The organism is Mesorhizobium sophorae (assembly GCF_002270415.1).
In the GTDB taxonomy this organism is placed as follows: domain Bacteria; phylum Pseudomonadota; class Alphaproteobacteria; order Rhizobiales; family Rhizobiaceae; genus Mesorhizobium; species Mesorhizobium sophorae.
Map to the genome: position 1 here is coordinate 1,338,254 of NZ_NNRI01000007.1, position 12,421 is coordinate 1,350,674.

General features: G+C 63.8%; 14 protein-coding genes. 11 read left to right on the forward strand and 3 right to left on the reverse strand.

Translation table 11 applies throughout. The features are described 5' to 3' along the window. Window positions 1-35: 35 nt before the first annotated feature. Genes odhB through lpdA form a run of 5 tightly spaced genes read left to right on the forward strand, consistent with a single transcriptional unit; the run spans window position 36 to window position 4,787 of the window. Window positions 36-1,316, forward strand: coding sequence for a 2-oxoglutarate dehydrogenase complex dihydrolipoyllysine-residue succinyltransferase (gene odhB, locus CGZ66_RS10890; RefSeq protein WP_095084017.1), 1,281 nt, complete (start codon window positions 36-38; stop codon window positions 1,314-1,316). 16 nt (window positions 1,317-1,332) lie between these two features. After that, window positions 1,333-2,085, forward strand: a complete 753-nt coding sequence (locus tag CGZ66_RS10895) for a DUF4241 domain-containing protein (protein WP_095084018.1) — start codon at window positions 1,333-1,335, stop codon at window positions 2,083-2,085. A gap of 54 nt (window positions 2,086-2,139) precedes the next feature. Next, window positions 2,140-2,604 (forward strand): hypothetical protein, encoded by a 465-nt coding sequence (locus CGZ66_RS10900; RefSeq protein WP_245331059.1) that lies wholly within the window; start codon window positions 2,140-2,142, stop codon window positions 2,602-2,604. Further along, a complete protein-coding gene (locus CGZ66_RS10905) occupies window positions 2,601-3,356 on the forward strand; it encodes an SDR family oxidoreductase (RefSeq protein WP_095084020.1) in 756 nt (251 codons plus the stop codon). Before CGZ66_RS10900 ends, CGZ66_RS10905 begins: the two co-directional genes overlap by 4 nt. 24 nt (window positions 3,357-3,380) lie before the next feature. Beyond that, window positions 3,381-4,787: a dihydrolipoyl dehydrogenase gene (gene lpdA / locus CGZ66_RS10910; protein ID WP_095084021.1), complete on the forward strand. Its 1,407-nt coding sequence runs from the start codon at window positions 3,381-3,383 to the stop codon at window positions 4,785-4,787. Between the two features lie 666 nt (window positions 4,788-5,453). Here the strand turns inward: lpdA and CGZ66_RS10920 are convergent. Both CGZ66_RS10920 and CGZ66_RS10925 read right to left on the reverse strand, forming a co-directional pair. Next, on the reverse strand, window positions 5,454-6,521 hold the full coding sequence (locus CGZ66_RS10920; RefSeq protein ID WP_095084023.1) for a TraB/GumN family protein: 1,068 nt from the start codon (window positions 6,519-6,521) through the stop codon (window positions 5,454-5,456). Window positions 6,522-6,775: 254 nt separating this feature from the next. Continuing rightward, window positions 6,776-7,714 carry a tyrosine recombinase XerC gene (locus CGZ66_RS10925; RefSeq protein ID WP_095084394.1) on the reverse strand — a complete coding sequence of 313 codons (939 nt, stop codon included), beginning with the start codon at window positions 7,712-7,714 and terminating at the stop codon, window positions 6,776-6,778. A 228-nt stretch (window positions 7,715-7,942) separates the two neighbouring features. Here CGZ66_RS10925 and rimM point away from each other — a divergent pair, with 228 nt between their 5' ends. From rimM to CGZ66_RS10940, 3 genes are read left to right on the forward strand one after another with little or no spacing between them, the layout of a single operon-like run. Continuing rightward, window positions 7,943-8,542: a ribosome maturation factor RimM gene (rimM, locus tag CGZ66_RS10930; protein WP_095084024.1), complete on the forward strand. Its 600-nt coding sequence runs from the start codon at window positions 7,943-7,945 to the stop codon at window positions 8,540-8,542. After that, window positions 8,539-9,240, forward strand: coding sequence for a tRNA (guanosine(37)-N1)-methyltransferase TrmD (gene trmD, locus CGZ66_RS10935; protein WP_095084025.1), 702 nt, complete (start codon window positions 8,539-8,541; stop codon window positions 9,238-9,240). The genes rimM and trmD overlap by 4 nt, the downstream gene beginning before the upstream one ends. After that, entirely contained in the window at window positions 9,233-9,697 is a 465-nt protein-coding gene (locus tag CGZ66_RS10940) for a DUF4279 domain-containing protein (protein WP_095084026.1), read from the forward strand. Before trmD ends, CGZ66_RS10940 begins: the two co-directional genes overlap by 8 nt. On the opposite strand, the gene CGZ66_RS10945 is transcribed toward CGZ66_RS10940, so the two are convergent. After that, complete coding sequence (locus tag CGZ66_RS10945; protein WP_095084027.1) at window positions 9,679-10,431, reverse strand: sulfite exporter TauE/SafE family protein; 753 nt, start codon at window positions 10,429-10,431, stop codon at window positions 9,679-9,681. The two genes, CGZ66_RS10940 and CGZ66_RS10945, sit on opposite strands and share 19 nt — an antisense overlap. 327 nt (window positions 10,432-10,758) lie before the next feature. Between CGZ66_RS10945 and rplS the strand changes: the two genes are divergently transcribed. The 3 genes from rplS to CGZ66_RS10960 all read left to right on the forward strand — a co-directional run bounded on the left by rplS (window position 10,759) and on the right by CGZ66_RS10960 (window position 12,364). Continuing rightward, a complete protein-coding gene (gene rplS, locus CGZ66_RS10950) occupies window positions 10,759-11,304 on the forward strand; it encodes a 50S ribosomal protein L19 (protein WP_095084028.1) in 546 nt (181 codons plus the stop codon). A 143-nt stretch (window positions 11,305-11,447) separates the two neighbouring features. Then, the gene (locus CGZ66_RS10955) at window positions 11,448-11,882 is read left to right on the forward strand and encodes an organic hydroperoxide resistance protein (protein ID WP_095084029.1); all 435 of its coding nucleotides are present in this window, start codon (window positions 11,448-11,450) and stop codon (window positions 11,880-11,882) included. Beyond that, a complete protein-coding gene (locus CGZ66_RS10960) occupies window positions 11,879-12,364 on the forward strand; it encodes a MarR family winged helix-turn-helix transcriptional regulator (protein ID WP_095084030.1) in 486 nt (161 codons plus the stop codon). The genes CGZ66_RS10955 and CGZ66_RS10960 overlap by 4 nt, the downstream gene beginning before the upstream one ends. Window positions 12,365-12,421: the final 57 nt, after the last annotated feature.

The window sequence follows — 12,421 nt, forward strand, 5'->3', positions numbered from 1 at the left end:
TGGGCGAATAACTCAGGAAGAAACGGACAGGCACAATGGCTACCGAAATCCGCGTTCCCACGCTCGGCGAATCCGTCACCGAAGCGACCGTCGGCAAATGGTTCAAGAAGGTCGGCGACACGATCGCCGCCGATGAACCGCTGGTCGAGCTCGAGACCGACAAGGTGACGGTGGAGGTGCCTGCCGCCGCCGCCGGCACGCTGGGCGAGATCACCGTGAAGGAAGGCGAAACGGTCGGTGTCGGCGCGCTGCTGGGTTCGATTTCGGCGGGTAGCGATGCCGCCGCACCAGCGACCAAGCCACAGGCGGTGTCGCAGGCCTCGTCGCCGGATGCGGCATCGACCGGCAAGCAGGCCGCGGCCGAAACCGCCAAGATCGCCGGCGACGCCGGCGCGGTCGAGCCGCGCAGCATGCCGCCGGCCCCGGCCGCGGCAAAACTGATCGCCGAGAACAATCTCGCCGTCGACCAGCTCTCCGGCTCGGGCAGGCGCGGCCAGGTGCTGAAGGGCGACGTGCTCGACGCGATCTCGAAGGGCGCGCCGTCACAGCCGGCCGAGACCCCCAGGGCAGCGCCGGCGCCGGTTGCGGTGCGGGCGCCGTCCTCGGGCGACGATGCGTCGCGCGAGGAGCGCGTGCGCATGACCAAATTGCGCCAGACCATCGCGCGACGGCTCAAGGAAGCGCAGTCGACCGCCGCCATGCTGACCACCTTTAACGAGGTCGACATGAGCGCGGTGATGGCGCTCAGGACCAAGTACAAGGACGTGTTCGAGAAGAAGCACGGCGTGAAGCTTGGCTTCATGGGCTTCTTCACCAAGGCCGTCACCCACGCCTTGAAGGAAATCCCCTCGGTCAATGCGGAAATCGACAGCACCGACATCATCTTCAAGAACTATGCCCATATCGGCGTCGCCGTCGGCACCGAAAAGGGCCTGGTTGTGCCGGTCGTGCGCGATGCCGATCAGATGTCGATCGCCGAGATCGAGAAGGAGATCGGCCGCCTGGGCATCGCCGCGCGCGACGGCAAGCTGTCGGTCGCCGACATGCAGGGCGGCACGTTTACGATTTCCAACGGTGGCGTCTACGGGTCGCTGATGTCGACGCCGATCCTCAACGCGCCGCAGTCGGGCATTTTGGGCATGCACAAGATCCAGGACCGGCCTGTGGTGGTCGGTGGCCAGATCGTGATCCGGCCGATGATGTATCTGGCGCTCAGCTACGATCACCGCATCGTCGACGGCAAGGAAGCGGTGACCTTCCTGGTCCGCGTCAAGGAAAGCCTGGAGGATCCGGAACGGCTGGTTCTGGATCTGTGAGCGGGACTGATCCGCAATGAGCGGCTTGCTGGAGCAGCTAGGGTTCAAGCTGGGCCGTGCGCTACGGATTTTGCGGCGCGAGCCGTGGACCTCTATGTCCACGCCGGCGGTGGTGTCGGCCGAATGGGATCCGGCGCAGGCGAGCAGCAATCTCGGCCTCTTCGAGCTGAGCGATGCGCAAATGGCGGAGCGCGAGATAACCGTCACGGTGATCGGCGAGCTGGATTTGCCGACAGGCGAAATTGTCGCCTGCGATCCCCTGACTACCGGAACTGACTGGCCAGCGTTAAGCCGCAAGGTCAGACCAGGGCGCTACCCGGTATCGTTGCTTGAGGCACAAGGCCGTGTTGCTGCAGCAGTCCTGCGCTTCCGGCCCGGCAGGCCGTTTCGCTGGGAGCTGGCAACCTTACCCGATCAGGATGCATCGACCCTGAAGGGCAACGAGGTATTTGGATATCCCGTCGATGCCGGTCTTGGTTCGTTCATGGACAAGATGGCAATGGCGCTGATGTCCGAGCAGCAGGACAAGCTTGAAGCCAAGCAGAATTACTATGACGACGTCCTGGCGGCCGAGTTTGCGCCCAACCAGGATCGGTTCGCGATGCATCACCCCGTTGTCGGCAATCCCCTCAACATTGCGATGTTCTGGAGCGGCTGGGGTGACGGAATCTATCCATCGTTCTGGGGCCTCAGCGCGGCTGGCGAGCCGCTGCTGCTGATGACCGACTTTGAAGTGCTTGAAAACGCCGATGGCCGCGAGAGCCAGTAGGTCGCCGCGATGCAAAGCCCCTTGTCGTCCGCCATCGCATGCCTAGCGGGATCTATGGCAGTCTTGTTCGCCGGCTCGGCCGCAATCGCAGCGTGCCCGATCGAACTCGCCGTCTATGGCGATGCCCAAAGCGGCAGTGAGATCGATTTTAGCCCGACCGGCACCTCGGCGACCGTCACCAACAGCTTCCGGATGATCCTCGACAACAATGTGGTGCTGAACGGCATCGTCATGTGGAACGAGGGCGTGTCGCGGCCGAACGGCGTGCTGATGTACAAATGCCCCGAGGGCGACGTCACCGGCGAGGAGCTCGCCGCCTGTACGGCCTGGCACGGCGTCATCTACACGTCGGACGACAAGGGCAGCATCGGCCTGCTGCCGGCCGAGGGCGTCGAGGCGCCGAAGACGCTGATCCTGCCGGATCTTGGGCAGTCGTTGCGTCAATCCTCGGCCTATGGCGGCAATGGATTTTCGAAAGTGCCGTGGGATGTGTTTGCCTTGAAGGGATGCCAGGAATGACCGATACGCAAAAGGTGCTGCTGGTCACCGGCGGCAGCCGCGGCATCGGCGCCGCGATCTGCCGGCTCGGCTCGAAGACCGGCTACCGCGTCGCGGTCAACTACGCTGCGAATAAGGACGCCGCCGATGCGCTGGTCGCAGAGATCCAGGCCGCCGGCGGCGACGCTCTTGCCGTCAAGGGCGATGTCGGCGTCGAGGCCGATATCGTTGCCATGTTCGGTGCCGTCGACCGCGCCTATGGCCGGCTCGATGCCTTCGTCAACAATGCCGGCATCGTCGACGCCAAGGCTCGCGTCGACGAGATGGATTTTTCGCGGCTGGAGCGCATGATGCGCATCAATGTCGTTGGTTCGTTCCTGTGCGCCCGCGAGGCGGTGAAGCGCATGTCGACGCGCCACGGCGGCAAGGGTGGCGCCATCGTCAACATCTCGTCGGCTGCGGCGGTGCTTGGCGCCGCGGACAACTATGTCGACTATGCCTCCTCCAAGGGCGCCATCGACACGTTCACCATCGGCCTCGCCCGCGAGGTGGCACTGGAAGGCATCCGCGTCAATGCGGTGCGCCCGGGCATCATCGATACGGACATCCATGCCTCCGGCGGCCAGCCGGACCGGGTGGCACTGATCCAGGATACGCTTCCGATGAAAAGAGCCGGAACGGCTGATGAAGTCGCTGGTGCGGTTCTCTATCTTTTATCCGACGCCGCGTCCTATACGACGGGCGCGATCCTGAATGTAAGCGGCGGCCGCTGAGCCCCAATCAAGAAGGACAGTATCATGGCTTATGACGTCGTTATCATCGGATCGGGACCGGGCGGCTATGTCTGCGCCATCAAGGCGGCGCAGCTCGGGCTGAAGACGGCGGTGGTCGAGAAGAACGCGACCTTCGGCGGCACCTGCCTCAACATCGGCTGCATTCCGTCCAAGGCGCTGCTTTATGCCTCCGAGATGTTCGCCGAGGCGGGCCACTCCTTCGACACGCTCGGTGTCGAGATATCAGCGCCGAAATTGAACCTGAAGAAGATGATGGCGCACAAGGACGCGACAGTGGCGTCGAACGTCAACGGCGTCGCCTTCCTGTTCAAGAAGAACAAGATCGACAGCTTCCGCGGCACCGGCAAGGTGATCGCCGCGGGCAAAGTCTCGGTGACCGGCGAGGACGGCAAGGTCGAGGAGATCGAGACCAAGAACATCGTCATCGCCACCGGTTCGGATGTCGCCGGCATTCCCGGCGTCAAGGTCGACATCGACGAGAAGGTGATCGTGTCGTCGACCGGCGCGCTGTCGCTGGAGAAAGTGCCCGGCCATCTGGTGGTGGTCGGCGGCGGTGTCATCGGCCTCGAGCTCGGCTCTGTGTGGGCGCGGCTTGGCGCCAAGGTCACCGTCGTCGAATTCCTTGACACCATCCTGGGTGGCATGGACGGCGAGGTCTCCAAACAGTTCCAGCGAATGCTGTCGAGGCAGGGTTTCGAGTTCAAGCTCGGCGCCAAGGTCACCGGTGTCGCCAAGGCCAAGAAGGGCGCGACCGTCACCTTCGAGCCGGTCAAGGGTGGCGCTGCCGAGACCATCGAGGCCGACGCGGTGCTGATCGCCACCGGGCGGCGCGCCTATTCCGACACTCTCGGGCTCAAGGAAGCCGGCGTCGAGGTCGACGAGCGTGGCCGGGTCACGACCGATGGCCATCTCAGAACCAACGTGCCCGGCATCTACGCCATCGGCGATGTCATCGCCGGGCCGATGCTGGCACACAAGGCCGAGGACGAGGGCGTGGCGGTGGCGGAAACCATCACCGGCCAGGCCGGCCATGTGAACTATGACGTCATTCCGAGCGTCGTCTACACCAGCCCGGAAATCGCCTCGGTCGGCAAGACCGAGGAGGAATTGAAGAAGGCCGGCATCGAGTACAAGGCGGGAAAGTTTCCGTTCAGCGCCAATGGCCGGGCGCGCGCCATGCTGCACACCGACGGTTTCGTCAAGATCCTCGCCGACAAGGCAAGCGACCGCGTGCTCGGCGTCCATATTGTCGGCTTCGGCGCCGGCGAGATGATCCACGAGGCGGCGGTGCTGATGGAATTCGGCGGCTCGTCCGAGGATCTTGCCCGCACCTGCCATGCACACCCGACGATGTCGGAAGCGGTCAAGGAGGCGGCGCTGGCGACCTTCTTCAAGCCGATCCACATATAGAGGCCTTTCATAAACTCTACTCCGGCGGCCATCTGGTGAGGTTTTCTCCGCTTCCGGTGCTCACGGACCCAAACGTCCGCTGCGCTCCGGTTCTCGAAAACCACACCAGCTGACTCACCGGAGCGAGTTTCTGGAAAGGCCTTTAAGGCGGCCCCACACAAAGCAAAACGGCCCGCCTTTTGGCGGGCCGTTCGTATTTGATATCGAGCCTGATCAGTTGGCCGGTGCGGCAGGAGCCGGAGCAGGCGCTGGAGCTGGTGCGGGCGCTGGGGCAGGCGCCGCGGGAGCGGGCGCGGCCGGAGCCGGTTCGGCTGGCTTCATCGGTTCTGGAGGAGCCGGCGCAGGTGCCGGTGTGCTGGCCGCCGGCGCCTCGGCAGGTGCCGGATGCTCACCGCCGCTTCTTCCGAAAACATAATACGCGACAACCGCCAGAATAACGACGACCAGAACAATCAGCCAGGTGCTGCCACCGCCGCTTGGGCGAGGAGCGTTGGTGGACGAATTGAACGGGTCGTTTGGATTCGGTGTGTTCGCCATAAAAGTGTCCTCCGTGGATGAAAAACATCAAACAACAGCCATCAACGCGTTACCGTCGAATGGGTTTCACACTAGTCGAGGAAAACGCCGAAAACGCGACGCCCGGATCCTCCACCACCATGCGGCGACTCAGTTGACAGCGGTGACAGTATAGCCGGCTTTGCGGAAATCCTCGACCAGGCCTTCGGGACCGGGAAGGTGGAGGGCTCCGACCGCCATGAAGGCATTGCCCCTGGCCAGGATCGGCTGGGCATGATCTACCATCACCTTGTTGCGGCTGGTGATCATGGTTTCCTCGAACGCGGCATAGCCTGCGGGGTCGTCCTGCTCATCGGGCATGGCCACACGGAACAGTGGCCAGAACATACCGGTGTCGCCGCGCTGGTAGAGAACGATCATGGTTTCGTTGATGTCGTTGACCTTGTCGCCCAGCTTCAGCGTGTCGACCAGCCCCTTCATGTGAAAGGCCAGTGGCAAAGAGGCCATGGCGCGCAATTGGCTGGCAGCCGTTTCCAGTCCCTCAACCGGCTTGCCGGCGGCCTTGGCACCCTCCGCCAGCTTGACGTCGAGCACCGGGGCGCCGCCGGACTGGCGGGCGAGTTCGCAAGCCGGAAGCGCCATCATGGCCGAGAGCATCCATGGCTTCATCTTGGCGACGGTCGCCGGCGGGATGCCGCGCGCGTCGAGTGCGGCATTCATGGCCGCCGCATCGTCGGGCGACAGCAATGACGACAGCGTCGTGGAGTCGGTGAACATCATCAGGTCCGGCTCCTTGAGCATCGCCGCCATCATCTGCTGCTTGTCGAGCACGTCGGTGGTTTCGATGACGATGGTGGCGGCGGCGTCATAGGCCTTCTGCGCCGCCGGCGGCAGCGCGGTGACGCGCGGGTCGGTCATGTGCATGGTGCCGAACAGGAAGGACGGCTTTTCGCCCGGCTTCTCCAGCTTCCACAGCAGGCCCTTGCCGTTCGGCGTGGCGGCGGCTTCAGTCTCGATCTTCTGATAGGCCGACGGATCGCTCTTCTGCAAGGCGGACAGCATGTCGGCGCCGGTGCAGGTGGGGATCTCGGCATGCGCCCTGCCGGCCCCGAGCAGCAAGACGGCAAGGAATGACAGGAAAAACAGGACATTGAGCGCGACAAGCAGCTTCAGCGACACGGAAGCTGCACGGTCGGCGATGGCGATGACGCGTTTCATGACGCTGTCTTCATGTTTTGACCATGACCTTTTCCGAAAACCGGGTCCCACTTTTCGGGATCATGGTCAGGTCTAGGCGCAAAAAGCGGCAAAACGGTTAATCGGCACTGCAAAATTGTCTTTGACCGGTCCTAGCTACTCGGCGCAGGCGTTTTGAATTCTGGTCCGCGGCATTCTTCGGCTGAGATCGCGGCATGGATCCCAGGGTCTTCGCGACGCCGCTGCGGCTGCTTCGCCCAGGGATGACGAAATGATCATGCCCTTGGGTGAGCAGACTCATAAATTTCGAGCAGCCTGGCAGTGTCGACGCCGGTGTAGATCTGCGTCGTCGACAGGCTGGCGTGGCCTAGGAGCTCCTGGATGGTGCGCAAATCGCCACCGCGGCCGAGCAGATGCGTGGCGAAGGAATGGCGTAGCGCGTGTGGCGTCGCGGTATCGGGCAGGTTGAGCGCCGAGCGCAGCTTGGCCATGTCGCGCTGGACGATGGCCGGATTGAGCGGGCCGCCGCGCGCGCCGCGAAACAAAAGGCCCTTCGGGTCGAGATGATAGGGGCAGAGCCGGCGGTATTCGGCGATCGCCCGCAGCGCCACCGGTAGCACCGGCACCAGCCGCGTCTTGCTGCCCTTGCCGGTGACGCGCAGCACGGTGTCGGTCGCCAAGGCCAGATCGGCAGCAGCGAGGCCGAGCGCCTCGGAAATGCGCAGGCCTGAGCCATAGAGCAGCGTCAGCACGGCTGCGTTGCGGGCGGCGATCCACGGCTCTTCAGCCAGTTGGCCTTCGACGGAAACGACATGCTTGGCATCGCTTGCCGTCAGTGGCTTGGGCAGCGATTTGGGCTGGCGCGGCGCGCGCAAGGCTGCCGCACCGGCCGCGTTGACGAGGCCACGCCGTTCGAGGAACCGCAGCAGCGAGCGGATGCCCGCCAGTCCGCGGCCAAGCGTGCGGGCGCCGGCGCCGGCGTTGCGGCGGGCGGCGAGGAAGCCGCGCAGATCGGCCGGGCGCAGATTGGCGATGTCCGAAATGCCGGGCGAGCCGCCACAATGGCCGGTGAGGAAATGCAGGAACTGCCGCGTGTCGCGCTCGTAGGCCTCGACGGTTTCCGGCGACAGCCGGCGTTCGCGCGCCAGCATCTTCAGCCAGCTTTCACGCGCCGCCTGGAGGTCGGGTTTTGCCGGGATGAGGAATTCCTGCATGGTGTGCTTCCAATCTTGCTTCATGCGTGCCGTTGTCCCCAAACTGGAGCCACCTTTGGGCGACATGCATTTGTCTTCATGCATGTCGTCATCCCAAAACCGGTTCCCACTTTTGGGCGACATGCATCAGCCGCCATTTTCCGGCAGCCGGGTTAGGAAGCGGTGAAGAGTCATGTCATTGAAATGACAATCCGGGAGCGTTAGAGCAAAGCCAAAGGATATCGCGCCATGAGCAAGCCCCAGAACCCCGTCCAGATGGCCGTGATCGGCGCCGCCCACGGCATCAAGGGCGAATTGCGGGTGAAGACCTTCACCGGTGAGCCGTTGGCGCTGGCCGATTATGGGCCGCTCTATGCCAGGGACGGCCGCGCCTTCCAGATCATCGACATCAGGCCCGCCAACACCGTCGTCGTTGTCCGCTTCAAGGGTGTTGCCGACCGCAACGCCGCCGAGGCGCTCGCCGGCACCGAACTGTTCGTCGACCGCTCGATGCTGCCCGACGATGGCGAGGAGGACGAATTCTACCATGCCGACCTGGTCGGTCTGGAGGTCCGGGACGATGCCGGTGCTGTGATCGGCAAGGTCGTCGCCGTGCACAATTTCGGCGGTGGCGACATTCTCGATGTGACATTGGGCGGGCGCAAGGGCGTGCTGATCCCGTTCACGCAGGCCGCGGTGCCTGATGTGTCGATCGCCGAGGGCTTTGTCCGCGTCGACCCGGCGGCGGCAGGGCTGCTCGAGGACGAGGATGGCGATGCGCCGCGCGAGGAAGACTTCGACCCGAAGGGCAGGCCGCGCGGACCGCGGGACGCCGGGGGCAACCGGTGACGTTCAAAGCCTCGGTGCTGACGCTTTATCCCGAGATGTTTCCGGGCGCGCTCGGGCTATCGCTGGCCGGCCGGGCGCTGGAAGGTGGCACATGGTCGCTGGAAGCGATCCAGATCCGCGACTTCGCCACCGACCGCCACCGCACCGTCGACGACACGCCGGCCGGCGGCGGTGCCGGCATGGTGATGCGCGCCGATGTTTTGGCCAGGGCCATCGACCATGCTTCGCCCGAGGGCGACGCGCGGCCGCGGCTGCTGATGAGCCCGCGCGGCAGGCCGCTGACGCAGGCGCGCGTGCGCGAACTCGCCGCCGGGCCGGGCGCTGTGATCCTGTGCGGACGCTTCGAGGGCGTCGACCAGCGGCTGATCGAGGCGCGCGGATTGGAAGAGGTTTCGATCGGCGATTTCATCCTCTCTGGCGGTGAGCCGGCGGCCCTTGTGCTGCTCGACGGTGTGGTGCGGCTGTTGCCCGGCGTCATGGGCAATGCCGTGTCGGGCGAAGAGGAGAGTTTCGAGAATGGCCTGCTCGAACACCCTCATTACACGCGGCCGCAGGAATTCGAGGGGCGCGAGATTCCCGAGGTGCTGATATCAGGCAATCACAAGAAGATCGCCGCCTGGCGGCGGGCGGAGTCCGAGGCGCTGACGAAAGAGCGGCGGCCGGATTTGTTGGAAAACGACCAGGCCGACAATGGCTGAGATTGCCCAGAGTTCAGCGTCGCTAAGATTCTTCGGCGATGATCTCGACCCCGCCGAACTCACAAGACTTTTAGCTGGACAACCGACCTATGCAGTTCGGAAAGGGGATATTCATACGCATCCCCCAAACCAACCACCCCGCATAGCGCTGAACGGACTCTGGAGGCTCTCGTCGGGATGCGACAAAGGCGACCAACTCGATCACCAGATCGCAAGTATCTTGAAGACGCTCACGTCAGACGTCGCGGTTTGGGCCGATCTCGTGCGGCGGTTCAAGGTCGACATGTTCTGCGGCGTCTGGCTCGATCAGGTAAATCAGGGCTTGGGATTGACCCCATCGACGCTGAAGTTACTGGGTGAGCGAGGCATAAAGCTCGACCTCGACATCTACCGCCGACCCAGAGGTCATTCCGATTTTCGAAACCAGATTGATCCGGCTCACCCCTTAGCGAAATAGTAAAACGCCAGGAACAGGCCGACGGCGACGACGAAGCCGCGCACCGCGTTCTGCGGCACGCGCTTGGCGATCCAGACGCCGGCATAGCCGCCCAGCGCGCCGCCCGGGATCATGATGATCGCCTGCAGCCAGGCGACAACGCCGCCCGAGACGAAGACGACGATCGCCACCGCGGCGATGACAATGGCCAGCATGTTCTTCAGCGCGTTCAGCCGGTGATAGTCGCCGGCTTGCGTGAGGCCGAGCGTCGCCAGCATCATGACGCCCATGCCGGCGCCGAAGAAGCCGCCATAGATGGCGGTGATGAACTGCGCCAATGAACCGGTCAGCGTGCCCACCGCGGCTTCGTGCCCCGGCTTCGGCGCCGGTTTCAGCCACGGCCCGGCGGCAAACAGGGCCGTTGCGCCCAGCAGCAGCCATGGCACCAGGACGCGGAACGACGGATTGTCGAGCGCCAGCAAGATCAGCGCGCCAGCCAGCGCGCCGACCGCCGAGATCAGGCAGAGAAGCAATGCGCCACGCCAGAAGTGGCGGATGTCATCCCAGTAGGCGAGCGTCGAGGTGATGTAGCCGGGAAACTGCGTCACCGAGGAGGTGGCGTTGGCGACGATCGGCGGCAGGCCGACCAATGTCATGGCGCCGAAGGTGATGAAAGTGCCGCCACCGGCGACCGCATTGGCGGTGCCTGACAGAAAGCCCGCCAGGAAAAGCAGGATGGCGTCGAAGATAGACATGTAAGGCCGCCGCGAAAAACTGTGCTGCGCCCGGCTTAGGAAGCCTGGCATACGGACGCAACCCGGCACCGGAAGGTTATGATGGTGCCATGCAGGCAAAAAAGACTCGGGGTCAGGCGTGACAAAGCGCTGAAATAGCTGTATGTGCCCGCCCGTACCGGCAAGAAAAACTCTGCCGGACCCGTCAACAATGACGGTGTAGTCGCCCCTGCCCGATGTCTTGGACACCGATGTCTTCGATAAAGGGCATAGCCGAGCGGTCATTGGAACTGCAAGGCGAGTGTCGGACGCTCTGGCTGTCGGAAGAACAAGAAGTGGATTTTTGAGATGGATCTTCTCCGTCAACTCGAGGCCGAGCAGGCCGCCAAGATCGAAGCCAAGCGCAAGCTTCCCGAATTCCAGCCCGGCGACACCGTGCGCGTTCAGGTCCGCGTGACCGAAGGCACCCGCACCCGCGTCCAGGCCTATGAGGGCGTCGTCATCGCCCGCGCCGGTTCCGGCTTCCAGGAAAATTTCACCGTCCGCAAGATCTCCTACGGCGAAGGCGTCGAGCGCGTGTTCCCGGTCTATTCGCCGATGGTCGAAGGCGTTGAGATCGTTCGCCGCGGCAAGGTGCGTCGCGCCAAGCTCTACTATCTGCGCGATCGTCGCGGCAAGTCGGCCCGTATTTCGGAAAACACCGGCGTGCGCGCCCGCAAGCTGAACGATGACGAGCGCGATGCGCTGAACGCCGAGAAGGCCCGTATCGAGGCCGAGAAGGTGGCAGCCGCCGAGGCTCTGGCCGCCGAGACGGCCGCCAAGGAAGCAGCCGAGAAGAAGGCAGCCGCCGAGGCTGAGGCAGCCAAGGCCGCGGAAGCCGCGACCGCCGAATAAGTTTTTCGCCAATCATGTTTGTAAAAAGGCGGCTTCGGCCGCCTTTTTCGTTTTCAGGAATGATGCACTGGCTGGATATCCGCGATTGACTCCCATTATATCGTGTACTAAACAATCGTGCACAATATAAATGGAGACACGAGATGACAGCTTTGTATTCCACCCAGGCCCGCGCCGTCGGCGGCCGCGCCGGCCACGTTCAGAGCAACGATGGCCTGCTCAGCCTCAACCTTGCCATGCCAAAGGAACTTGGTGGCAAGGGCGGCGCCACCAATCCCGAGCAGCTTTTCGCCGCCGGCTATGCCGCCTGCTTCGAAAGCGCCATGCGCTTCATCGCCGGCAAGCAGAAGCTGCCGCTGCAGGATGCCTCGGTGACGGCCAATGTCAGCCTGCATCCGAATGGCCAGGGCGGTTTCCTGCTCGGCGTTTCGCTGGCGGCTGAGACGAAAGGTCTTGATCAGGCGGCGGCGGAAGCGCTTGTATCGGCAGCGCATGAGGTTTGCCCCTATTCCAACGCCATCAAGGGCAACATCGAGGTGGCGCTTTCGGCAACGGCGCTTCCGGCAAAGGCAGCATGACCACCAGAACGACCTCTTCGCACCTGGACATCCCGGCGGATTTCGCCGGGATACCGAAGCTCGATCAGCATCTGTGCTTCGCGCTCTATTCGGCGAGCGGGCTGATGACACGGCTCTACCGGCCGCTGCTCGAGCCGCTCGGCCTGACCTACCCGCAATATCTGACCATGCTGGCGCTGTGGGAACATGCACCGCGCACGGTCGGCGAACTCGGCGACGCGCTGGGGCTCGATTCGGCAACGCTGACGCCACTGCTCAAGCGATTGGAAGCGAACGGCCTGGTCACGCGCCGGCGCGATGCCGCCGACGAACGCCGGGTGCTGGTCGAACCGACGCCTCAGGGCAAAGCACTGCGCGAGGGCGCCAAGGCGGTGTCGGCCGCGATGCGGTGCCATTCGCCGCTTGATAGCGACGAGCTGAAATCCCTGCATCGCTCCCTGACCCGGCTGATTGACGGTTTGCGTGAAGCGAGCGCCGATTGACGGGACACCACGGCGATCGTCCAGGAATCCCCGGATAGAAGGCAATGGAATCCGTTT